This window comes from Nocardia asteroides (assembly GCF_021183625.1).
Taxonomy (GTDB): Bacteria; Actinomycetota; Actinomycetes; order Mycobacteriales; family Mycobacteriaceae; genus Nocardia; species Nocardia asteroides_A.
The window spans coordinates 4952455-4972734 of sequence record NZ_CP089214.1 but is presented as its reverse complement, the minus strand read 5'-3'; the positions used below and the strand labels follow the sequence as shown (position 1 = coordinate 4972734).

At 72.8% G+C, this 20280-nt stretch carries 19 protein-coding genes and 1 riboswitch; of the genes, 7 read left to right on the top strand and 12 right to left on the bottom strand.

Annotated features, from left to right (window positions below):
* Positions 1–4 precede the first annotated feature (4 nt).
* Positions 5–1552 carry a hypothetical protein gene (locus LTT61_RS23150; RefSeq protein ID WP_233016156.1) on the bottom strand — a complete coding sequence of 516 codons (1548 nt, stop codon included), beginning with the start codon at positions 1550–1552 and terminating at the stop codon, positions 5–7.
* Positions 1553–1756: 204 nt separating this feature from the next.
* On the opposite strand from LTT61_RS23150, the gene LTT61_RS23145 reads away from it, so the two are divergent.
* Positions 1757–2068 carry a hypothetical protein gene (locus tag LTT61_RS23145; protein WP_233016155.1) on the top strand — a complete coding sequence of 104 codons (312 nt, stop codon included), beginning with the start codon at positions 1757–1759 and terminating at the stop codon, positions 2066–2068.
* A 56-nt stretch (positions 2069–2124) separates the two neighbouring features.
* On the opposite strand, the gene LTT61_RS23140 is transcribed toward LTT61_RS23145, so the two are convergent.
* The gene (locus LTT61_RS23140; protein ID WP_233016154.1) at positions 2125–3342 is read right to left on the bottom strand and encodes an NADP-dependent isocitrate dehydrogenase; all 1218 of its coding nucleotides are present in this window, start codon (positions 3340–3342) and stop codon (positions 2125–2127) included.
* Positions 3343–3743: 401 nt separating this feature from the next.
* Positions 3744–3854: riboswitch (SAM riboswitch) on the top strand.
* A gap of 14 nt (positions 3855–3868) precedes the next feature.
* Between LTT61_RS23140 and LTT61_RS23135 the strand changes: the two genes are divergently transcribed.
* Together LTT61_RS23135 and metX are read left to right on the top strand one after the other, a co-directional pair.
* Positions 3869–5185 carry a bifunctional o-acetylhomoserine/o-acetylserine sulfhydrylase gene (locus tag LTT61_RS23135; protein WP_233016153.1) on the top strand — a complete coding sequence of 439 codons (1317 nt, stop codon included), beginning with the start codon at positions 3869–3871 and terminating at the stop codon, positions 5183–5185.
* Positions 5182–6309, top strand: coding sequence for a homoserine O-acetyltransferase MetX (metX, locus tag LTT61_RS23130; RefSeq protein WP_420094687.1), 1128 nt, complete (start codon positions 5182–5184; stop codon positions 6307–6309). The genes LTT61_RS23135 and metX overlap by 4 nt, the downstream gene beginning before the upstream one ends.
* Here metX and LTT61_RS23125 read toward each other — a convergent pair.
* From LTT61_RS23125 to LTT61_RS23115, 3 genes are all read right to left on the bottom strand, one after another.
* Positions 6306–6551: a DUF3017 domain-containing protein gene (locus LTT61_RS23125; protein WP_233021153.1), complete on the bottom strand. Its 246-nt coding sequence runs from the start codon at positions 6549–6551 to the stop codon at positions 6306–6308. The genes metX and LTT61_RS23125 overlap by 4 nt on opposite strands.
* A gap of 74 nt (positions 6552–6625) precedes the next feature.
* Complete coding sequence (locus tag LTT61_RS23120) at positions 6626–6982, bottom strand: VOC family protein (RefSeq protein WP_233016151.1); 357 nt, start codon at positions 6980–6982, stop codon at positions 6626–6628.
* Positions 6983–7054: 72 nt separating this feature from the next.
* Positions 7055–7870 carry a helix-turn-helix domain-containing protein gene (locus LTT61_RS23115; RefSeq protein ID WP_233016150.1) on the bottom strand — a complete coding sequence of 272 codons (816 nt, stop codon included), beginning with the start codon at positions 7868–7870 and terminating at the stop codon, positions 7055–7057.
* A gap of 93 nt (positions 7871–7963) precedes the next feature.
* On the opposite strand from LTT61_RS23115, the gene LTT61_RS23110 reads away from it, so the two are divergent.
* Positions 7964–8428 carry a tRNA (cytidine(34)-2'-O)-methyltransferase gene (locus LTT61_RS23110; protein ID WP_233016149.1) on the top strand — a complete coding sequence of 155 codons (465 nt, stop codon included), beginning with the start codon at positions 7964–7966 and terminating at the stop codon, positions 8426–8428.
* Here LTT61_RS23110 and LTT61_RS23105 read toward each other — a convergent pair.
* The 6 genes from LTT61_RS23105 to LTT61_RS23080 all read right to left on the bottom strand — a co-directional run bounded on the left by LTT61_RS23105 (position 8425) and on the right by LTT61_RS23080 (position 15738).
* Positions 8425–8820, bottom strand: coding sequence for an antibiotic biosynthesis monooxygenase (locus tag LTT61_RS23105; RefSeq protein WP_233016148.1), 396 nt, complete (start codon positions 8818–8820; stop codon positions 8425–8427). The genes LTT61_RS23110 and LTT61_RS23105 overlap by 4 nt on opposite strands.
* Positions 8821–8911: 91 nt before the next feature.
* Positions 8912–9943 carry a DUF4349 domain-containing protein gene (locus LTT61_RS23100; protein WP_233016147.1) on the bottom strand — a complete coding sequence of 344 codons (1032 nt, stop codon included), beginning with the start codon at positions 9941–9943 and terminating at the stop codon, positions 8912–8914.
* 20 nt (positions 9944–9963) lie between these two features.
* Positions 9964–13485, bottom strand: coding sequence for an error-prone DNA polymerase (locus LTT61_RS23095; protein WP_420094825.1), 3522 nt, complete (start codon positions 13483–13485; stop codon positions 9964–9966).
* 96 nt (positions 13486–13581) lie between these two features.
* Complete coding sequence (locus LTT61_RS23090) at positions 13582–14034, bottom strand: hypothetical protein (protein ID WP_233016145.1); 453 nt, start codon at positions 14032–14034, stop codon at positions 13582–13584.
* Between the two features lie 79 nt (positions 14035–14113).
* Positions 14114–15304 (bottom strand): epoxide hydrolase family protein, encoded by a 1191-nt coding sequence (locus LTT61_RS23085; RefSeq protein WP_233016144.1) that lies wholly within the window; start codon positions 15302–15304, stop codon positions 14114–14116.
* Positions 15304–15738: a MarR family winged helix-turn-helix transcriptional regulator gene (locus tag LTT61_RS23080; protein ID WP_233016143.1), complete on the bottom strand. Its 435-nt coding sequence runs from the start codon at positions 15736–15738 to the stop codon at positions 15304–15306. Before LTT61_RS23080 ends, LTT61_RS23085 begins: the two co-directional genes overlap by 1 nt.
* A gap of 85 nt (positions 15739–15823) precedes the next feature.
* Here LTT61_RS23080 and LTT61_RS23075 point away from each other — a divergent pair, with 85 nt between their 5' ends.
* Both LTT61_RS23075 and LTT61_RS23070 read left to right on the top strand, forming a co-directional pair.
* Positions 15824–16744: an SDR family NAD(P)-dependent oxidoreductase gene (locus LTT61_RS23075; protein WP_233016142.1), complete on the top strand. Its 921-nt coding sequence runs from the start codon at positions 15824–15826 to the stop codon at positions 16742–16744.
* 84 nt (positions 16745–16828) lie between these two features.
* Entirely contained in the window at positions 16829–17335 is a 507-nt protein-coding gene (locus tag LTT61_RS23070; protein WP_233016141.1) for a VOC family protein, read from the top strand.
* On the opposite strand, the gene LTT61_RS23065 is transcribed toward LTT61_RS23070, so the two are convergent.
* Positions 17326–18882, bottom strand: coding sequence for a DNA polymerase Y family protein (locus tag LTT61_RS23065; RefSeq protein WP_233016140.1), 1557 nt, complete (start codon positions 18880–18882; stop codon positions 17326–17328). The two genes, LTT61_RS23070 and LTT61_RS23065, sit on opposite strands and share 10 nt — an antisense overlap.
* Before the next feature lie 242 nt (positions 18883–19124).
* On the opposite strand from LTT61_RS23065, the gene LTT61_RS23060 reads away from it, so the two are divergent.
* Positions 19125–20276, top strand: a complete 1152-nt coding sequence (locus tag LTT61_RS23060) for a serine/threonine-protein kinase (protein ID WP_233016139.1) — start codon at positions 19125–19127, stop codon at positions 20274–20276.
* Positions 20277–20280 lie beyond the last annotated feature (4 nt).

The following is a 20280-nucleotide window of genomic DNA, read 5'->3' as shown; positions in this document are numbered from 1 at the left end:
GAGTTCACAGGGTGAAGTCGGCGGCGGCGCGGGTCTTCCGATCGCGGAAGCGCTCCGCGAAGCCGATGGCGTAGCGGGACGGCGGAACGGAGGACGAGGACTGCTCGATCACACCGTCGTCCGCGATGTAGAACAGGGCGCGGCCGATCGCGATCTCGCCGGGCCCGGTCGGCGCGAAGACCATCCAGCCCACGCTCAGCCGCTCCGCGACCAGCTGGTCGACGGGGTAGTCGGAGGTGTCGACCCCGAGACCGAGTATGTGTTCGCGCACCAGGGCGATCGCGCGGTCCCGCGGCAGCTCGTCCGGGATCTCCAGCACCAGGCCGGCCAGCGACAGCTGGTACAGCGCCCCGTCGAGGTCGTCGGAGGGGTTGTCGAACAGGGCGGCCAGCGTCCCGCGGGACACCACGCCGGACTCCGCGGCGGCCACCAGGTTCGCCGCGGCCGCGCGTTGCCGATCGCTCGGGTCGGCGCTCACCACCCCGCAGACCACATCGACGGCGGTCTCCGCCGTCCACACGCCGGGGACGGCGGTGGTGAGCCGGTCCGCGGGCGCCGAGGCGCCGCGGAACCAGCTGTCCCGCTCCCACCAGTAGCAGAACGACAGCACGCCGCGCGCGGCCCGCGGATTGAGCACCTGGTCGGCCACCCACCCCGGGGCACCGGCGTAGAGCTCCGGCATGGGCTCGCCGCCGTTGTAGGCGGCATCGAGCTCGGGAGCCTCCCACACCCCGCCGGACAGCACCGCGCGACCGCCAGGCAACACGTACAGCGTGGCGCCGCCGCGGGAAGCGCCATCGAAGACGCCGAGCGCGGGCAGGATTCGCGGCCCCCACGCCGAGCCGACGGCGACGAAGGCCGCCGCGATCACCGCCCAGCGCGCCCAGAGCACGGGCAGCGCGGGGAAATCCGCGATGGAGCGCACCGGCGCGACACCGGCCTCCCGATCAGCCCGCGCCTGCGCCTCCGCCAGCCGCGGGGACCGGCGCTGCCGGTCGGCGTGGCCGACGTAGGCCGCCAGCCAGACCGGCACCCGGCGGCGCGGGAAGGCCCGCAGATCGGCCAGGTACGCCTCCGGGATCAGCAGCTGATCGTCGGGGAAGGGCTCGTCGCCGTAGTCGTAGTCGACCTCGAGCCGCAGCGCGGTGTCGAGCTGCAGCACCATCCGCCACCACGGGCCGTCACCGAGCTCGGCCGAGACCGCGCGCTGGCGCTCGGCCAGTTCGATGATCTCCGCGGCGGGCTCCAGCCGGGCCACCGCCTCGGCATCCCCGTGGTACAGCGTGTAGGCCACCCCGCCCGCGACCGTGACGGCGAAGTGCGCCTCCAGCCGCTGCCACCCCTCCGGGCCCGCGGCGGCGAGCGCCCTGGCGATCTCCTGCGCGAGTTCGGTCGCCTGCCGCTCGATCGCGACCGCGGCATCGTCCGGGGGCGGATCACCCGCCGGGGGGACGCCGGTGCCGGGCGGCGCCTGCGGCTCCGCGGCGGCGGCCGCACCCAGCTTGAGCGCGATATCCGGAGTGGCGGCGGGATCGGGCTGCGGACTGTTCATTCCGTGCGATCTCCTTCGCCGTCCGACCGAGAGCTGCGCGACCGGCGAACGCACAGGCCGCCGAAATCCAGTATGCGGGAGGGATGTTCACTGTGCGTTAAACCGTCGTTAAATGGACCGGCACCGGTATCGGAGCAGCCCCGTTGCCCGGCACAGTGAATGCAGGACAGCGATACCCGCAGGCAACGCGAGGGAGCCAGCGCAATGAGCCAGTCAGTGGAGATCGACCCCGATGGAGTGCGCCGGGCCGCGGCCGGATTCGAGGAGGTCGCGAACACCACCCAGCACATCCTGGACACCCTCAGCCATGCCTGTTCCAGCAAGGGCGAGCCGTGGGGCGACGACAAGGCGGGCAATCAGTTCGCCGAGGGCGAGAAGGGGTACAGGGTGAACCGGGACGGCGTCTTCGACACCCTGTCCCAGCTCGTCGGCGTCTTCCAGGCCAACGCCACCAACCTGCGCGACGCGGCGCTCACCTTCGAGGTGAACGAAGAGCAGGTGGCAGGCGGCCGGTAGCACCGGACCGGCCCCCGCCCCGCGCGCAGCGGAACGGGGGCCGGTCGGGGACGGGATCAGCGCAGCGCGCGCGCCAGGTTGACGTCGAGCGCGCCGAGGAACTCCTCGGTGCTGAGGTACCCCTGGTCGCCGCCGACCAGCGCGGCGAGGTCCTTGGTCATCTGACCGCCCTCGACCGTCTTGATGACGACGTCCTCCAGCGTCTGCGCGAAGCCGATCACCTCGGGGGTGTTGTCCAGCTTGCCGCGGTGCTCGAGCCCGCGGGTCCAGGCGAAGATCGACGCGATCGGGTTGGTCGACGTCGGCTTGCCCTGCTGGTGCTGGCGGAAGTGCCTGGTGACGGTGCCGTGCGCGGCCTCGGCCTCACAGGTCTGGCCGTCCGGGGTGAGCAGCACCGAGGTCATCAGCCCGAGCGAGCCGAAGCCCTGCGCGACGGTGTCGGACTGCACGTCGCCGTCGTAGTTCTTGCAGGCCCAGACGTAGCCGCCCTCCCACTTCATGGAGGAGGCGACCATGTCGTCGATCAGCCGGTGCTCGTAGGTGAGCCCGGCGGCGTCGAACTGGCTCTTGAACTCGGCGTCGAACACCTCCTGGAAGGTGTCCTTGAACATGCCGTCGTACGCCTTGAGGATGGTGTTCTTGGTCGACATGTAGACCGGGTAGTTCTGCTGCAGGCCGTAGTTGAACGAGGCCCGCGCGAAGTCCTCGATGGACTTCTTGAAGTTGTACATGCCCATGACGACGCCGCCGTCCTCCGGCATCTTCACGACCTCGTGCACGATCGGCTCGCTGCCGTCCTCCGGGGTGAAGGTGAGCGTGACGGTGCCCGCCTCGAACACCTTGAAGTCGGTGGCGCGGTACTGGTCACCGAAGGCGTGGCGGCCGATGATGATCGGCTTGGTCCAGCCCGGCACCAGCCGCGGGACGTTGGAGATGATGATCGGCGCGCGGAAGATCGTGCCGCCGAGAATGTTGCGGATGGTGCCGTTCGGCGACCGCCACATCTTCTTCAGCCCGAATTCCTCGACCCGCGCCTCGTCCGGGGTGATCGTGGCGCACTTGACACCGACGCCGTGCCGCTTGATCGCCTCGGCGGCGTCCACGGTGACCTGGTCATCGGTCTTGTCGCGGTACTCGATGCCGAGGTCGTAGTACTCGAGGTTCACGTCGAGGTACGGGTGGACCAGCTTGTCCTTGATGAACTGCCAGATGATCCGTGTCATCTCGTCGCCGTCGAGCTCTACGACGGTGCCTTCAACCTTGATCTTGGACATGGATCTTCGTGTCCTCCTAGGGTGTGTGCCCTCATTGCACGGCCAGGCGAACACGCTTGTGAGCGGACCCCAGCTGTCCAACAGACAACGTCTATGTCCCGCTTGGTCGGCGAGACCCTGTGGTGCAAACAAGACAAGCGTACTGCTGCCCGACCTCGCATTGCACGGCGAGGGTCGCCCCTTCGGGCACCCCGGCTCGTTACCCGCGAGTAGCTCCGGCGTGACCGAGGACACGCCCCTTGCGCACCGTTCGAGCGTACGACGAGGGGCACGCGTGGCGCAGCACCCACCCACTCGGAAAGGTCCGCGAACCCCTGTGACCGCATTCACAACGGTCACCTGTGGATAACTCCACGCCGGGGTTCGATCGGCAGACCCCGGTCCGGTTACGATGTGGAACAGGTCATGAGTGCCAGCGCGAAGCCCCGGCTCGCTGGCCGGCAACCCTCCAGCAGCGGCGGGGTGCTCCGGGTGATGACCCGGCTCCCGACGGCCGGGAGCAAGCGCGCTCTTCTGGAGGTAACACGTGACCGAGACGACCGATCCCACCGCGAACTGGTCCTTCGAGACCAAGCAGGTGCACGCGGGTCAGGCTCCCGACGGCAGCACCAGCGCCCGCGCCCTGCCGATCTACCAGACCACGTCGTACACCTTCCGGGACACCGCGCACGCCGCGGCGCTCTTCGGCCTCGCCGAGCCGGGCAACATCTACACCCGGATCATGAACCCCACCCAGGACGTGGTGGAGCAGCGGATCGCGGCCCTGGAGGGCGGCGTCGCGGCGCTGGTCGTCGCCTCGGGCCAGGCGGCCGAGACCTTCGCCATCCTGAACCTGGCGAACGCCGGTGATCACATCGTCTCCAGCCCGCACCTCTACGGCGGCACCTACAACCTCTTGCACTACACCCTGCCCAAACTGGGCATCACCGTCTCCTTCGTGGCCGACCCGGACGACCTCGAGCAGTGGCGCGGCGCCGTCCGGCCGAACACCAAGGCGTTCTACGGCGAGACCATCGCCAACCCGAGCAGCGCCATCCTCGACCTGCCCGGCATCTCCGCCGTCGCGCACGAGGCGGGCGTCCCGCTGATCGTGGACAACACGGTGGCCACCCCGTACCTGCTGCGGCCGCTGGAGCACGGCGCCGACATCGTCGTGCACTCGGCAACCAAGTACCTGGGCGGCCACGGCGCCGCCATCGCCGGGGCGATCGTCGACGGCGGCACCTTCGACTGGACCGGAAAGACCGAATCCGGCGAGGATCGCTTCCCCGGCTTCACCACCCCGGACCCCAGCTACCACGGAGCAGTCTTCGCCGAGCTCGGCGCGCCCGCCTTCGCGCTCAAGGCGCGGGTGCAGCTGCTGCGCGACCTCGGCTCCGCGGTCTCGCCGTTCAACGCCTTCCTGATCAGCCAGGGCATCGAGACGCTGAGCCTGCGCATGGAGCGGCACGTGCAGAACGCGCAGGCGGTCGCCGAGTTCCTCGCGACGCACCCGGCGGTCACCTCGGTCGCCTACGCCGGGCTGCCCACCTCGCCCTGGTACGAGCGCGGCAGGCAGCTGACGCCGAAGGGCGCGGGCGCGGTGATCGCCTTCGAGCTGAAGGGCGGCGTCGAGGCGGGCAAGAAGTTCGTCGACGCGCTGACACTGCACAGCCACGTCGCCAATATCGGCGACGTGCGCTCGCTGGTGATCCACCCGGCCTCCACCACGCACTCCCAGCTCACCCCCGACGAGCAGGCGAGCTCCGGCGTCACGCCGGGGCTGGTCCGGCTCGCCGTCGGCATCGAGGGGCTGCAGGACATCCTGGCCGACCTGCGCGCGGGCTTCGACGCGGCGTCGTGACCGTGAGTACCGCACCGGGCACCGCCCTGCTACCGCCGCCGGACGGCACCTCCGGCGTGCTCGCGGTGGGCGACATCAAGCTGGAGAACGGCGCGGTCGTCCCCGATGTGCGGCTCGCCGTGCAGCGCTGGGGCGAACTCTCCCCCGCGCTGGACAACGTGATCCTGGTCGAGCACGCGCTGACCGGCGACGCGCACGTCGCGGCCGCCCCGGACAACCCGGCGCCGGGCTGGTGGGCGGGCATGGTCGGCCCCGGCGCCCCGCTGGACACCGACGAGTGGTGCGTGATCGCCACCAATGTGCTCGGTGGCTGCAAGGGAAGCACGGGCCCGTCGTCGCCCGCACCCGACGGAAGGCCGTGGGGCAGCCGGTTCCCGGACATCTCCATCCGGGACCAGGTGACCGCCGAGATCGCGCTCGCCGACCTGCTCGGCATCGAGCGGCTGGCCGCCGCGATCGGCGGCTCCATGGGCGGCATGCGGGTGCTGGAGTGGATGGTCGGCCATCCGGAGCGGGTGAGCGCGGCGCTGGTCCTCGCCGTCGGCGCGCGCGCCACCGCCGACCAGATCGGCACCCAGACCACCCAGATCGCCGCCATCGTCGGCGATCCGGCCTGGCAGGGCGGCGATTACCACGGCACCGGCAGCGCTCCGGTGACCGGGCTCGCCGTCGCCCGCCGGATCGCGCACCTCAGCTACCGCACCGAGGCCGAGCTGGACTACCGCTTCGAGAACCTGCCGCAGGACGGCGAGGATCCGTGGGACGGCGGCAGGTACGCGGTGCAGAGCTACCTGGAGCACCAGGCGGAGAAGCTGGTCGCGCGGTTCGACGCCGCCACCTACGTGCTGCTCTCCGAGGCCATGAACCGGCACGACGTCGGCCGCGGCCGCGGCGGGGTCGCGGCGGCGCTCGGCTCGACCCCGGTGCCGTGCGTGGTCGGCGGGGTCGACTCGGACCGGCTCTACCCGCTGCGCACCCAGCGCGAACTGGCCGGGCTGCTGCCCGGCTGCACCGGGCTGGACATCATCCACTCCAGGGACGGCCACGACGGTTTCCTCACCGAGGCCGAGCAGATCTCGGTTCTGCTGGCCCGCACCGCCGAGCTGGCGCGGGCGAACCGCTAACCGACGCCGAGCGTGTTGATGGTGGCGGCGAGGAAGACGATGGTGCTGCCGAGCAGGCTCAGCGCCGCCACGTCGAACGGCTTGCCGCGCACCGCGAGCAGCCCCACCCGCACCGTCGGCAGGCACAGCCGGAAAACGGCGGCGAGCAGCGCCGCGCTGCCGAAGATGAAGGCGCCGCGGCGCCAGCGATCGGAGGCGACGAAGACGATCGCCACCAGCACGACCAGCCCGACGACCACCATCGGCAGGTGACAGCGCAGGAACTGCGCACCCCAGCTGCCGCCTCCGGATTCGCGCCGCGCCACGGTCGGGTCTGTCACGCCTGCGATTGTGACAGACCCGGCTGGTGCAGCCCGAATCGCACGCCCTGGTCGTCGCGGCAGAAGGCGAAGCGGCCGAAGCCCGGTGTTTCCGGGCCGGGATCGTCGGCCTCGCCGCCCAGTTCGCGGACCTTCCGCGCCGCGGCCTCGATGTCATCGACTCGGAAGAAGAGTTCGATTCGGCGATCCTCGTCGCCGTTGTGCGCGCCGCCGCGGACGCCGCCGGTTTCCAGCCACGCCGGGCCGCCGGGCTTCGTCTCGTGGGTCTTCCAGCCGAAAAGGCGCTCGTAGAACGCGCGGGCGCGGATGGCGTCGGGGACGCCGATCTCGAAAAAGCTCGGTTCACCGGTCATGAATGGTTCCCTCCGTTCAGGTGGTTCGCCCGACCCTAGGCGCGCGGCGCGGCTCCGGTCTTGAAGGAATGTTCACTCGCGCGGCGCGGGTGAACCCTGGTCGGCGGCCCACGTACCCGGCGGGCGGCCGGCGAACTCGCGGAAGTCACGGGTGAAGTGGGCCTGGTCGGCGTAGCCGCAGGAGAGGGCGATCGCGGCCAGCGGCCGCGGGTCCGGCGCACGGAGCAGGGCGGCGGCCCGGCCGAAGCGGATCACCCTGGCCGCCGCCTTCGGCGTGAGCCCGACCTGGGCGCGGAACCGGCGCGCCAGCCGGGCCCGGCTCCAGCCGATCTCGGTGCGGATCGCGGCGATCGGCGCCGTGCCGCCGGTGCGCCGCAGGGTGTACCAGGCGTAGGAGACCTCGGGGTCCGGCTCCCGGCCATCCGCCGCGGCCCGGCCGAACAGCGCGTCCAGCACGGCGAATCTGCTCGCTGAATCATGCTGTGCCGCAATCCTGTCCGACAGCTCGCCGCCTTCCCTGCCGAACAGCTCGCCCAATCCGACCGCCCGATCCGCCAGTTCGGACACATTCCCCGCCATCCGGTACAGCCCGAGCGGCGTCAGCCGCACCTCAACACAGTGCTGCACCCCGGCGTGCTCGGTCCGCGTCGGCCCCAGGCTCGGCCCGGCCACGAATGCCCGCCAGGTGCGCGACACCGCGGGCTCCGCCACATCGGCGACGACCAGCGGATCGGCGAACTCGACCACCAGCACCGCCCCGGCATTCGCCGGCTCGTACCGCACAACGGGCCCACCGGCCCGCTCGCTGAACTCGGCGTACTCGCCGACCAGCCCGGCGAGCGCCGGATGCGGCGGTGCCGCGACCGACTCCGAGGAGCTCACGCCCATAGCCCCCATCCTGCGCCATGCCTCGGTCCGCCGCAGCGGCGATCCCGACGTCCGAACTCTCCGGCCCGCCGTGATCTGAGAGGATTCGCCCTTGTGTTTCATCTGATGTTCCACGAACCGTGCATTCCGCCGAACACCGGCAATGCGATCCGCCTGGTCGCGGGGACCGGGTGTGAGCTGCATCTGATCGAGCCGCTGGGGTTCGACCTGTCGGAGGCGAAGCTGCGCAGGGCGGGGCTGGATTACCACGATCTGGCTTCGGTGCGGGTGCATGCCGATCTGGAGACGGCGTTCGCGGTGATCCGGCCGGAGCGGGTGTTCGCGTTCAGTACGCAGGGGGAGGTGCGGTATACGGATGTCGCCTACCAGCCGGGGGACGTGCTGCTGTTCGGGACCGAGCCGACGGGGTTGCCGGAGGAGGTGCTCGCCGATCCGCGGGTGACGGCGCGGGTGCGGATTCCGCTGGTGCCGGGGCGGCGGTCGATGAATCTGTCGAATGCGGCGGCGGTGACGGTGTACGAGGCGTGGCGGCAGCAGGGGTTTTCCGGCGGGGTCTAGCGCTGGTGGCCGGTGAGGCGGTCGCGGGCGTCCGACCAGGACAGGGGGAGCTGGTCCGGCGTCGCCGGGGAGGTGATGAAGCCCGGTGCGCCCACCCGGCCTTTCATGTCGGCCAGCATCAGGGCGTGGGCGTCGCTGCGGACGAATGCCTCCATCGATGCCTCGTCCGACCACGCCGACAGCGTCCAGAACGTCTTGCTGAGCAGGCGGGCGTCGAGTGTGTAGCCGACGCAGCCCGGCGCCCGGCGTAGCTGGCCGCGGATCCGCAGGGTCCAGCGGAGGAACCGCGGGATGTCGCTGTAGCGGTTCAGGGGGAGGCGGGAGGTGAGGACATGGAGAGTCTCCCCGTTCGAGGGGTGGTGTACTCCACGGGTCCAGGGCAGCGCTGGCATCGGCTTCCTTCCACAGTGGGATGTCTGACGGCCAGCTTATGTGCACAGCCGTAAACATTCAACCGGGTTCGGCCGTTCTCGAAGCGTGCCTTTACGGCTGTTCGGGGTGATCGTCGCGCGGACGGTCGGCATCGGGGGTCTTCGCAGCGGATGATTCCGGCTGCGCCGGTGCGGCTTTCGCCGGTTCCGGCTCGGCCCACGCCTTGCCGGGGGCGGGCTCGGCGCCCGGACCGCTGCGACGGCGGCGCACGGCGCGGACGATCGCGAAGATCAGCCCGCCGATGACGGCGAGGAAGGCGAGCCAAGGGACAGCCTTGCCCGCGGCGACCACCGCGTCCCCGAGCCAGTCGACCAGCCCGTTCCACCCGGCGACGATGCCGCCCCAGAAGGAACTCGGCTCGTCGTCGTCGACCGGGTTGGCCGCGGGGGTGGTGACCGAGATGCTCAGGGTGGAGAGCGCGACCTGGTCGTCGAGGAGCCGCCGCTGCGAGATCAGGCTGTCCAGCTCGCCCTGGCGGGAGGAGAGCGCCTGCTCGGCGGCGATCAGGTCGGCGGTATTGGTGGCGCCGGCGATGAGGGCGCGCAGGCGGTCGACGGAGGTCTGGAGGGCGCGGATGCGGGCGTCGAGATCTTCCCACTGCATGGTGACGTCGGCGCGGTTCAGGCTGATCCTGGTGATCCGGCCGACCTGGCCGAGGCCGTCGACGAAGGCGTCGGTGCGGTCGCTCGGGACGCGCACGGTGAGCGAGGCGCTCGGCCCCTGCGGGAACGGGCGGTAGCCGGAGCCGCCGTCGTTCTCGTCGGTGCGCGGCTGCTCGGTGCGGCTGTCCACCCGGCCGTCGAGGGCGCGCACCCGGTCGGCGATGGTGCCCGCGGCGGCGATCGGGTCGTCGGCGACCAGCGCGACGTCGCCGGTGACGACCTCCTTGCGCGTGGTGTCCGGCGCCTGCTCGTTGTCCGACGGCGCCGGTGCGCCCTGCTCGCGCAGCCCGGGCGGGCTCACGGCGGGCGCGGCGACGGTGGAATCGGGTGCGCCGGGCGCGCTTTCGGAGCCGTCCGCCCCGCAACCGACGAGCAGGGCGAGCCCGAGCAGCCCGGCACAGAACACCGCAACCTTCCGCATGAGCGCAGCGTAGCGGCCCGCTACCGGAAGTCCCGCGACTTCGACGCCATCCGCAGGTCCAGCGGCTGCAGATGCTCGGCCACCACGCTCACGGCACCTTCAGCGTTCTGGACGAGGCCACGCACGATCAGCGCGGAGGCGCTCTGCGCCAGCCGGCGGTGCCGCTGCCACAGCCCCACCGAGCAGACCACGTTCACCATGCCGGTCTCGTCCTCCAGGTTCATGAAGGTGACCCCGCCCGCGGTGGCCGGGCGCTGCCGGTGCGTCACCGCGCCCGCCACCAGCACCCGGGTGCCGTCGCGCACCGCGAGCAGCCCGGATGCCGGGCGCACGTCGATGCTGTCCAGGTAGGCGCGGAGGAACTGGGTGGGGTAGCTGTCCGGTGAGACGCCGGTGGCCCACACATCGGCGGCGGCCAGCTCGAGCCCGCTCATGCCGGGCAGCGACGGCGCCGCGGTGGCTGCGCCGATGCCGGGCAGCCGGTCCGGCCGCTCCCCCGCCGCCGCGCCTGCCGCCCAGAGCGCCGAGCGGCGCGGACCGGCCAGTGCGCCGAGCGCGCCCGCGGTGGCGAGCGACTCCGCCTGCGGCACGGTGAGCTCGACCCGGCCGGTGAGGTCGGTGAAGGAGGTGTAGGGGCCGTCCTTGTCGCGCGCGGCGACGATGCGGGCGGCCAGTTCGTCGCCGATGTGCCGCACCGCGGCCAGGCCGAGCCGCACCTCGGTGCCGCGGCGCTCGAGGGTCGGCTCGGCGCGGCTCGCGTTCACGTCCGGCCCGTGCACCGCGACGCCGTGCCTGCGGGCATCGGCGACCAGCGACTGCGGCGAGTAGAACCCCATGGGCTGGGCGCGCAGCAGCCCGGCGCAGAACGCCGCCGGGTAGTGCAACTTGAACCACGCGGAGTAGAAGACCAGCGCCGCGAAGCTCTGCGAATGACTCTCCGGGAAGCCGAAATTCGCGAAGGCGTACATCTGCTCGTAGATCCGCTCGGCCACCTCGCCGGTGATTCCGTGCCGCTCCCGCATGCCGGCGAAGAGTCGGTCCTTCAGCCGCTCCATGCGGGCCCTGGAGCGCTTGGAGCCCATGGCCCGGCGCAGCTCGTCGGCCTCGGCGGCGGTGAAGCCGGCGACGTCGACGGCGAGCTGCATGAGCTGCTCCTGGAAGAGCGGCACGCCGTAGGTGCGCTCGAGGGTGGGGCGCAGCGCCTCGTGGTCGAGCCGGTAGGGCTCGCCGTTGCGGCGGCGGATGTAGGGGTGCACCGAGCCGCCCTGGATCGGGCCGGGGCGGATCAGCGCGACCTCGACCACCAGGTCGTAGAACTCGCGCGGCTTCAGCCGGGGCAGCGTCGCCATCTGGGCCCGCGACTCCACCTGGAAGACGCCGACCGAATCGGCCCTGGTCAGCATGGCGTAGACCGCCGGCTCGCCGAGATCGATGGCGTGCAGCTCCACGGTCTCGCCGATGTGCTCGCGCACCAGGTCGATCATGTAGTGCAGCGCGGAGAGCATGCCGAGCCCGAGCAGGTCGAACTTCACCAGGTTGATGGCGGCGCAGTCGTCCTTGTCCCACTGCAGCACGCTGCGGCCCGCCATCCGGGCCCACTCCACCGGGCAGACGTCGGCGATCGGCCGGTCGCAGATCACCATGCCGCCGGAGTGGATGCCGAGGTGCCGCGGCAGCCCCTCCAGCTCGGACGCCAGCTCGAGCACGTCGGCGGGGATGTCGGTGCCGGTCTCGGCGGCGACCCCGGACCACCGGCTCACCTGTTTGCTCCAGGCGTCCTGCTGGCCGGGCGAGAAGCCGAGCGCCCGCGCGGCGTCGCGCACCGCCGACTTGCCCCGGTAGGTGATCACATTCGCCACCTGCGCGGCGTTCTCCCTGCTGTACCGGCCGTAGACGTGCTGGATGGCCTCCTCCCTGCGGTCGGACTCGATATCGAGGTCGATGTCGGGCGGGCCGTCCCGCTCCGGCGCGAGGAACCGCTCGAAGAGCAGGTGGTTGCCGACCGGGTCGACATTGGTGATGCCGATGGCGTAGCAGACCGCGGAGTTCGCCGCGGAGCCCCTGCCCTGGCAGAGGATGCCGTTGCGGTGGCAGAAGTCCACGATGTCGTGCACCACGAGGAAGTACCCGGGGAACTTCATCCGGCCGATCACCGTGAGCTCGTGCTCGATCTGGGCGTAGGCGGGCTCGTTCTCCGCGCGCGGGCCGTAGCGCTTCGCGGCGCCCCGATAGCTGAGCTCACGCAGCCAGGAGAGCTCGTCGTGGCCGGGCGGGACGTCGAAGGGCGGCAGCGTGGGGGCGATGAGCCGGAGGTCGAAGGCGCACTCGCGGCCCAGCTCGGCTGCGTGCGCCAGCGCGGCCGGGGAGTCGGCGAAGAGCTCGGCCAGCTCCGCTCCGGAGCGCAGGTGCGCCCCGCCCGCCGCGGCCAGCCAGCCCGCCATCTCGTCCAGGCCGCGGTTGGCCCTGATCGCGGCGAGCGCCATGGCGCGGCGGCGGTGCGCGGGGGCGGCGAAGTGCGCGCCGGTGGTGGCGAGCACCGGGAGCCCGGCCCGGTCGGCGAGCGCGATCAGCAGGGCATTGCGCTCGTCGTCCTCCGGGATGCCGTGGTGGGTGAGCTCGACGCTCACCCGGTCGGCGCCGAAGCGCTCCACCAGGTCGCGCAGCGCGGCCTCGGCGCGCGGGGTGTGGGAGTCGCGGGCGAGCACGTCGAGCGCGAGGGCGCGGCGCACCGTTCCCTTGCGGCAGCCGGTGAGGATGTGCCAGTGGCCGCCCGCCGCGGCGGTGAGCGCGTCCAGGTCGTAGCGCAGGATGCCCTTCTCCCCCGCCGCCAGGTGCGCGGCGGCCACCTCGCGGGAGAGCCTGCGGTACCCCTCGGCGCCGCGGGCGAGGACGAGCAGGTGCGGGCCGGCCGGATCGGGCTCGCCGGTGCGCGGCGCGGAATCCGGTGCCTGCGCGTGCCCGCCGACCGCTCCGGCCCCGGTCGGCGCGGCCTGGACCGCGGGACCACGCGCCCCGCGATTGCGCAGGGCTGATCCGCCCGCCGATCGGCCGCCCCGCCGCGCGCCGCCGCGCACCGCGCGCTCGGCCCGCTCCGGACCAGCCGCCGCCGTACCCCGGCCTTCCCCGAAATCCGCACCGCTCCAGCCGTCCGGGAAACCCGGTGCTCCCTCTTCCCGGCCCTCCTCCCGGGAAGAGGGAGCACCGCAGCCCGCGACCGAGGGACGCCCCCGCTCCGGCGCGGAGCCCAGCGAGAGCTCGACGCCGAAGACGGTGGGCAGCCCCCACTCCTTGGCCGCCTCGGCGAAGCGCACGGTGCCGTAGAAGCCGTTGTGATCGGTCAGCGCGAGCGCCGAGAGCCCCAGCCGCGCCGCCTCTTCCACCAGCTCCTCGGGGTGCACGGCGCCGTCGAGGAAGCTGTACGCCGAATGCGCGTGCAGCTCCGCGTAGGGCACCGTCGCGCTCGCGGGCGCCGCGGGCCCGGCCCGGTACGCGCCGCGCTTGCGCGACCACGCCGGGCTGTCGCCGCCGTCGCCCGGGTGCATCGACGCCGGATCGGCGCGCCCCGAGCGGCGGCCGGAGAGCATCCGCTCCATCTCCGCCCAGGTGGGCGGGCCGTGATCCCAGCCCACGACCGCGCCTCAGGCCGAGAGCCGCTCGGTGGAGCCCGCCGCGAGCGCCTGCTCCACGTGCTCCAGCCCGGACCGGATGATGTCGCCGTACGCGTCGTGGGCCAGCACGTCGAGATGGCCGCGCGCGATGGTCAGCTGCATCCGGGCCGACTCGAAATCGCCGGTCCGGCGCTGGCTGTCGGCCAAATTCAGGTAGAGCGAGGGGAGGAAGCCGCGTAGCCCCTCGTCCAGCGGGACGCCGTAGGCGAAGACCGCCGCCAGCGCCCGCTGATCCCAGTACAGCGCGTCCTCCGCGCAATCCTGGACGTCGGCGAGGTGGTGCGCGACCACGCACCGCTGCACGGGATCACCGTCCTCGCCGAGCTCCTCCCATACCTCCGTGAGCGCGCGTCGCGCTGCCGCACGGTCAACACCTCCGAGCCGCACCGCGGCGTAGATATCCGCCATCCGATCGTCCGCCATGCGCCGAGTATCGCACATGTGTTCGAACGTTTCGAGTGCGGATCGAACATCTGTTCGCAACCTCGCGGTTATCGGCGGATCAGCGCACCGACCGGAAGGTCCGGCGCAGGTCAGCGACCCATTCGCCGGGGATCTCCCAGGGGATGAAGTGGCCGCCGCGTTCGTGCACGGTGACCTCCGCCAGCCGATACCACTCCGCCCGGGTGGCGCGGAACCACGCGGCGCGCTCGGCGGTCGGCACGCCGGGCGGATTCTCGTGCGCCACCAGCGTCACCCCGGTCGGCGCCTGGACCACGGGTTTCCGGTCGTGCGCCGGCGTCCAGGGGTGGCGGTTGTTGTTGGCGTAGGTGCGCATCGAGGTGCCGATCGAGTTCGTGACCCAGTAGATCGTGGCCTGGGTGAGCAGGTCGTCGCGCGGGAACACCCGCTCGACGTCGCCGCCGCAGTCGCTCCACGAGGTCCAGCGCTCCAGGATCCAGGCCAGCATGCCCGCGGGCGAATCGGCGAGGGCGTGCGCCAGGGTGTCCGGCGCCAGCGTGTGCGCGGCCAGGTGCACCGCGAAACGGTGCTCGAGGGCGATCAGCCGGTCCCTGGCCGGGCCGGGCAGGTCGTCCGGGATCGGCCTGCCGCCGCTGACGTCCCAGCCGCGCTCGCCGTTGAAGAGCGTGAGCGGCTGCCCGGAGCCGATGTGGATGCCGTACAGCTCGTCCGGGTACCGGTGCCCGAGCTCGGCGGTGACCAGCGCCCCGACATCGCAGCCCGCGGCGGCGTAGCGCTCGAACCCCATGACATCGGTCATCAGCGTGTGCCAGAGCTCGGCGATCGTCCAGAAGTTCAGGTCGGCGCGGTCGAGCGGGCCGGAGAAGCCGAAGCCGGGGAGCGAGGGCACGATCAGGTCGAAGGCGTCGGCCGGGTCGCCGCCGTGCGCGCCGGGATCGGCCAGCGGCTCCAGCACTTTCGACCAGCGCCAGAAGGTCCACGGCCAGCCGTGCGTGAGGATCAGCGGCCGCGGCGCGGGGCCGACGCCCGGCCTGCGCAGGAAGTGCACCGGGACGCCGTCGACGGTCACCCGGTAGTGGTCGTAGGCGTTCATGGCGGCCTCGGCGGCGCGCCAGTCGTACTCGGTGCGCCAGTACTCGCACAGTTCGCGCAGGTAGTCGCCGGAGACGCCGTAGCCGTCGCCGGGGACGGCGGCCCTCCTGGTCAGGGCGAGCCGCTGCCGGAGATCGCCGAGCACCGCGTCGGGCACGTGGATGGGGCGGCGTTCCATCAGCGGTTCCGTTCGTCGTCGAGTTCGGCCAGCCGGGCCAGCGCGGGGAGCGCGGCGGTCAGCGCGGCGCGGTGCTCCGGTTCCAGCAGCGCGACGAGCTCGGCCATCCGCGCCACCCGGGCGGTGCGCCTGCTCGCCACCGCCGCCTCGCCGCGCGGGGTGATCCGGACCAGCACCGCGCGGCCGTCGCTGGGGTCGGGGCCGCGCGCCACCAGCCCGTCGCGCTCCAGCTTGGCCACGATCTGGGTGATGGCGGGCTGGGTGACCTGCTCGCCCGCGGTGAGCGCGGAGAGCCGCTGCGGGCCGCGACCGGCCAGCGTGTGCAGCACCGAGAGCGTGGTGAAGCTGCGCCGCTGCACCGCGGGCAGGCGGATGAACATCCGGGTGAACTGCTCCATGACGGAGGTCAGGGTGGCGGGATCGAGGTCGGGCACCCCTCATTTCTAGCAGAAACTTATATAAGTTTCTCATTGAATTTGGATCTTGGCAGGTCATCTTACTTGAGAGTAAGTTCAGCCCATGGGTGAAACTCTGACCGGCCGCCACGTGCTCATCACCGGCGCCTCCTCCGGGATCGGCCGGGCCGCCGCGCTCGCCACCGCGGCCAAGGGCGCCACGGTGTTCCTGCTGGCCCGGCGCGCGGACGAGCTCGACGAGGCGGTCGCCGAGGTGCGCGCGGCCGGCGGCGACGCGTACGGCTACCCGTGCGACATCACCGAGGGCGAGTCGGTGGAGCGCACGGTCCGCGCCATCCTCGACGACCACGGCCACGTGGACATGCTGGTCAACAACGCGGGCCGCTCCATCCGGCGCGCGATCCACCGCTCCACCGACCGGCTGCACGACTTCGAGCGCACCATGGCGGTGAACTACTTCGGCGCGCTCCGGCTCACCCTCGCGCTGCTGCCGCAGATGCGCGAGCGGCGCTTCGGGCACATCGTGAACATCAGCAGCGCCGGGGTGCAGGTGGCAACGCCGCGCTTCGCCGCGTACCTGGCCAGCAAGGCGGCGCTGGACAAGTTCACCGAGGTGGCTGCGGTGGAGACGATGGCCGACGGGGTGACCTTCACGACCATCCACATGCCGCTGGTGCGCACCCCGATGATCGCGCCGAGCGGGAACCAGGGGCCCGCCGAGACGCCGGAGTGGGCGGCGGCCACCATCGTGCGGGCGCTGGTCGAGCGGCCGCGGCGGATCGACGTGCCGCTCGGCACCATCGCCGAGTACGGGGCGCTGCTCACCCCGAAGCTGCGCGACCGCATCCTGCACCGCTACTACCGCGCACTGCCCGACTCCCCCGCCGCGAAGGGCGAGAACGAGGCTGCGCCGCAGGAGGATTCGGGGTGGGCCGAGCCCGCGCGATCGCGCTCGACGCCGCTGCGGGTCACCGGGACCGCGCTGCGCCGGGTCGGGCGGTGGGTACCAGGCACGCACTGGTGACGCCGGGCACGGAGGCGCGCACCGCGGGCGGCGAATGTCGGTGGCCGCTGCGACGATCGGGGTGAGCAACAGGGAGGAGGCACCATGACGAACACCCCCACCGGCCCGGCGCCCGCCGGGGTCGCACCGGTCGCGAGCTGGATCATCTCGCGCGACACCGAGGCCGAGCTGGAATTCCTCGCCGGCGTCTTCGGCGCCACCGAGCGCAGCGGCAGCCGCGTCATGAACGGCGCGATGATCAATCACGTCGAGATCGAACTCTGCGGCGGGTCGCTCATGCTGTTCGACGCACCGCCCGAGTGGCCGCCGACCCCCGCCCATACGCGGGTGTACGTGCCCGATCTCACCGCGGCGGTGCGCGCGGCGCGCGAGCGCGGCGCCCGGATCGTGACCGAGCCTGCCGTGCTGCCGTTCGGCGACGCGATCGCCCGCTTTCGCGATCCGCAGGGCCACCTGTGGTGGGTGCACGAGCGCGTCGAGGATGTCGATACCGACGAGATGACGCGCCGGTTCGCGCTCCCGGAGTACGTCGCGGCGCTGGGCTACGCGGGCGAGACCCTGGCGGCGGAGATGGCGCGCGGTCAGTCGTAGACGCCCTCGGCGCGCCAGCCGCCGTCCCGGTAGGCGAGCAGCAGCACCCTGGCGTCCGCCGGCTCGCCGTCCAGCCGGATCTGCGCGCGGGCGCGGACCGTCGCCGAGCCCGGTGCCCACCAGCGCTCGTCCACCGGCCACGGCCCGGCCCAGCCGGCCAGCGCCCACTCCCGGCTGCCCCAGCGCAGCCGGGCCGGGGCGGTGCTGAAGACGCCGCGCTCGGTGACCTCGACGGCGGCGCCGTCGGCGGCCTCCAGCAGCACCGCGGGCTGGTCGACGAGGACGACGCCGGGTGCGGGCTCGGGCAGCCTGCCCGGCCAGGGCAGCGCCGGATCGGCGGCGGGCACCCGCTCGTCGCCGAGCGCGACCATGGTCACCCGCTCCCCCGGCCCGCGACCCCCGCTGAGCACCCCGAACTGCACCGCCTCCCCGCCGAGCAGCCCCTGCACCCGGATCAGCGCGCGGCGCGCCTGCCCCTCGGTCTCCCCCGACCCGCCCCACAGCCCGAGCTGCAGCGCACCGGCGGGCACCACCTCGCTCGGCTCCAGCCGGAGCACGGTGATCGGCCCGGTCGGGCGGGAGCGGTGCGTGAGCCAGCCGTCCAGCTGCCAGCGCACCCGGTCCGCCGTTCCCGCCGCGGTGAGCGGCTCGGCGCAGCGCCAGACCCGGGAGAGCTCCTCGCCCGCTTCGGTCTCCGCGCTCACCACCAGCCGGGTGCAGGCGGTGCCGGCGGCGGCGAGCGCGGCGTGCAGCCTGGTGGCGAGCATGCGGCCGGCGAACGCGGCGGCGTCCACCCGGTCGATCGGCGGGTCGCAGCGGTACACCACGGTGAACTCGGGCGGCGGGCGGCGCGCGGAGACGGTGCGCTCCGGCAGCGCGCGGGCGCAGCGGTGCGCGGCGATGGCGTCGGCGCCGAAGCGGGAGGCGATCTCGGCCGGGGTGAGCGCGGCGAAGTCGCCGATCCGGCGCAGGCCGAGGCGGTGCAGCAGGTCGACCAGGTCGGCGCGGTACTTCGCGTCCGCGCCCGGCTCGGCCGCGAGCTCGGCGATCGGGAGCGGGGCGAGGAAATCCCTGCCTTCGCCCGGCGCGACGACGGCGCCGCGGCGGGCGGCGAGCACGGCGGTGGAGAGCGCGTCGGCGATCCCGATCGCCGCCTCCGCGCCCGCCGCCGCCACCGCGTCGACCAGCCGCTCGGCCGCGAGCTCCTCGGAGCCGAAGTAGCGGGCGGCGCCGCGGGCGGCGAGCACCAGCAGGCCGGGGCGCAGCACCTCGACGCCGGGCACCGTCGCCTCCACGGCGGTGACGATCGGCTCGAAGAGGCGGGCGTCGCGGTCGTGGTCCTCGCGCGCCAGGAAGATCTCCGGGCAGCGGGCCTGGGCCTCGCGCCGCCGCAGGCCGCGCCGGACCCCAGCCGCCCGTGCCGTCGCGGTGCACGCGACCACCCGATTGGCGGCGAGCACCGCCACCGGACGATGCCCCGGGATCCCGGCCGTCGCAGCCGCGGCCACGGCAGGCCAGTCCGCACACCACACAGCGAGCTGTCTCATCGGGCCCGCCTTCGGCGGGCCGGGTTCGCGGCAGGGTTGGGCAAACCCGGCGAGGGGTGGCGCGATTGCTCCATGTCACCCTCACCTCCGGCTGCCAGCTATCGATCCGCAATCGAATATACGTTCGAGTGACGGGGAGGGGAAGCCGACCCCGGGTCGGCTCCACCGGCCGAACCGGACGCCCGTCTCACCCCCGCCCCGAATCAGGTCGGCTACCGGGGCTTTCGACTACCCTGCACACCATGATCGATCGCCCCCGCCCCATCATCGGCCCGGACTACCTGGTGGCAGGCCGGTACCGGCTCCAGTCGAAGATCGGCGGCGGTGGCATGGGCGCCGTGTGGCTCGCGCTCGACCGGCTGCTGAACCGGGACGTGGCGATCAAGCAGGTGCTCACGACGGCCGGGCTGGACGAGGCGACGGCGCGGGCGGTGCGGGAGCAGATCATGCACGAGGGCCGGGTCGCGGCGAAGCTCTCGCACGAGCACGCCATCGCGGTCTACGACGTGGTGCTGGAGGCGGGCGAGCCCTGGCTGGTGATGGAGCACCTGCCCTCGCGCAGCCTCGCCAAGGCGCTGTCGCTGGTGGAGGCGCTGCCCCCGGTCGAGGTGGCGCAGATCGGCGCCCAGGTGGCGGATGCGCTGGCGGCCGCGCACGCGGCGGGGATCGTGCACCGCGACATCAAGCCGGGCAATATCCTGGTCGCCGACCGCGGCCCCGAGGTGGGCAAGGCCAAGCTCAGCGACTTCGGTATCTCCAGCGGCGCGGGCGACCCCGCCGACCAGCAGGACGGCATCATCACCGGCACCCCGTCCTACCTCCCGCCGGAGGTCGCGCGCGGCGCGGTGCCGACCACCGCCAGCGACGTCTTCTCGCTCGGCGCGACGCTCTACACCGCCATCGAGGGCCAGCCGCCCTTCGGCTTCGACGACGACAGCGACGCCGTCGTGACGCGGGCCGCCATGGCGCAGATCATCCCGCCCACCCGCAGCGGCGTCCTCACCACCGCGCTGCTGCACATGATGGAACCCGCCCCGCAGCGCCGGCCCAGCATGGCCGAGGCGCGCGACGAGATCCTCACCGCCGCATTCGGTCCCGGCACGGCCCCGTACATCCTCGGCGCGCCGGTGCGCACCGAGGACGGCACCATCCCGGCCTGGGCCGCGCGCAACTCCGCCTCCGGGCAGCGCAGCCCGCACTCCACCCCGCTGCCCCGCCCGCACCGGCAGCACGCGGGGGCGCAGGCGGCGCCGCAGCAGCAACAGCGGCTCGGCAGCGGTACCGGCAGCGGCGGTGGCGGCTTCAGCAGCAACCCCGGCGCGCCGCTCGCGGTCGCCGCCGGGCTGCTCATCGGGCTGGTGCTGGTGATCGCGCTGATCATCGTCGCGCTGTAGCGGT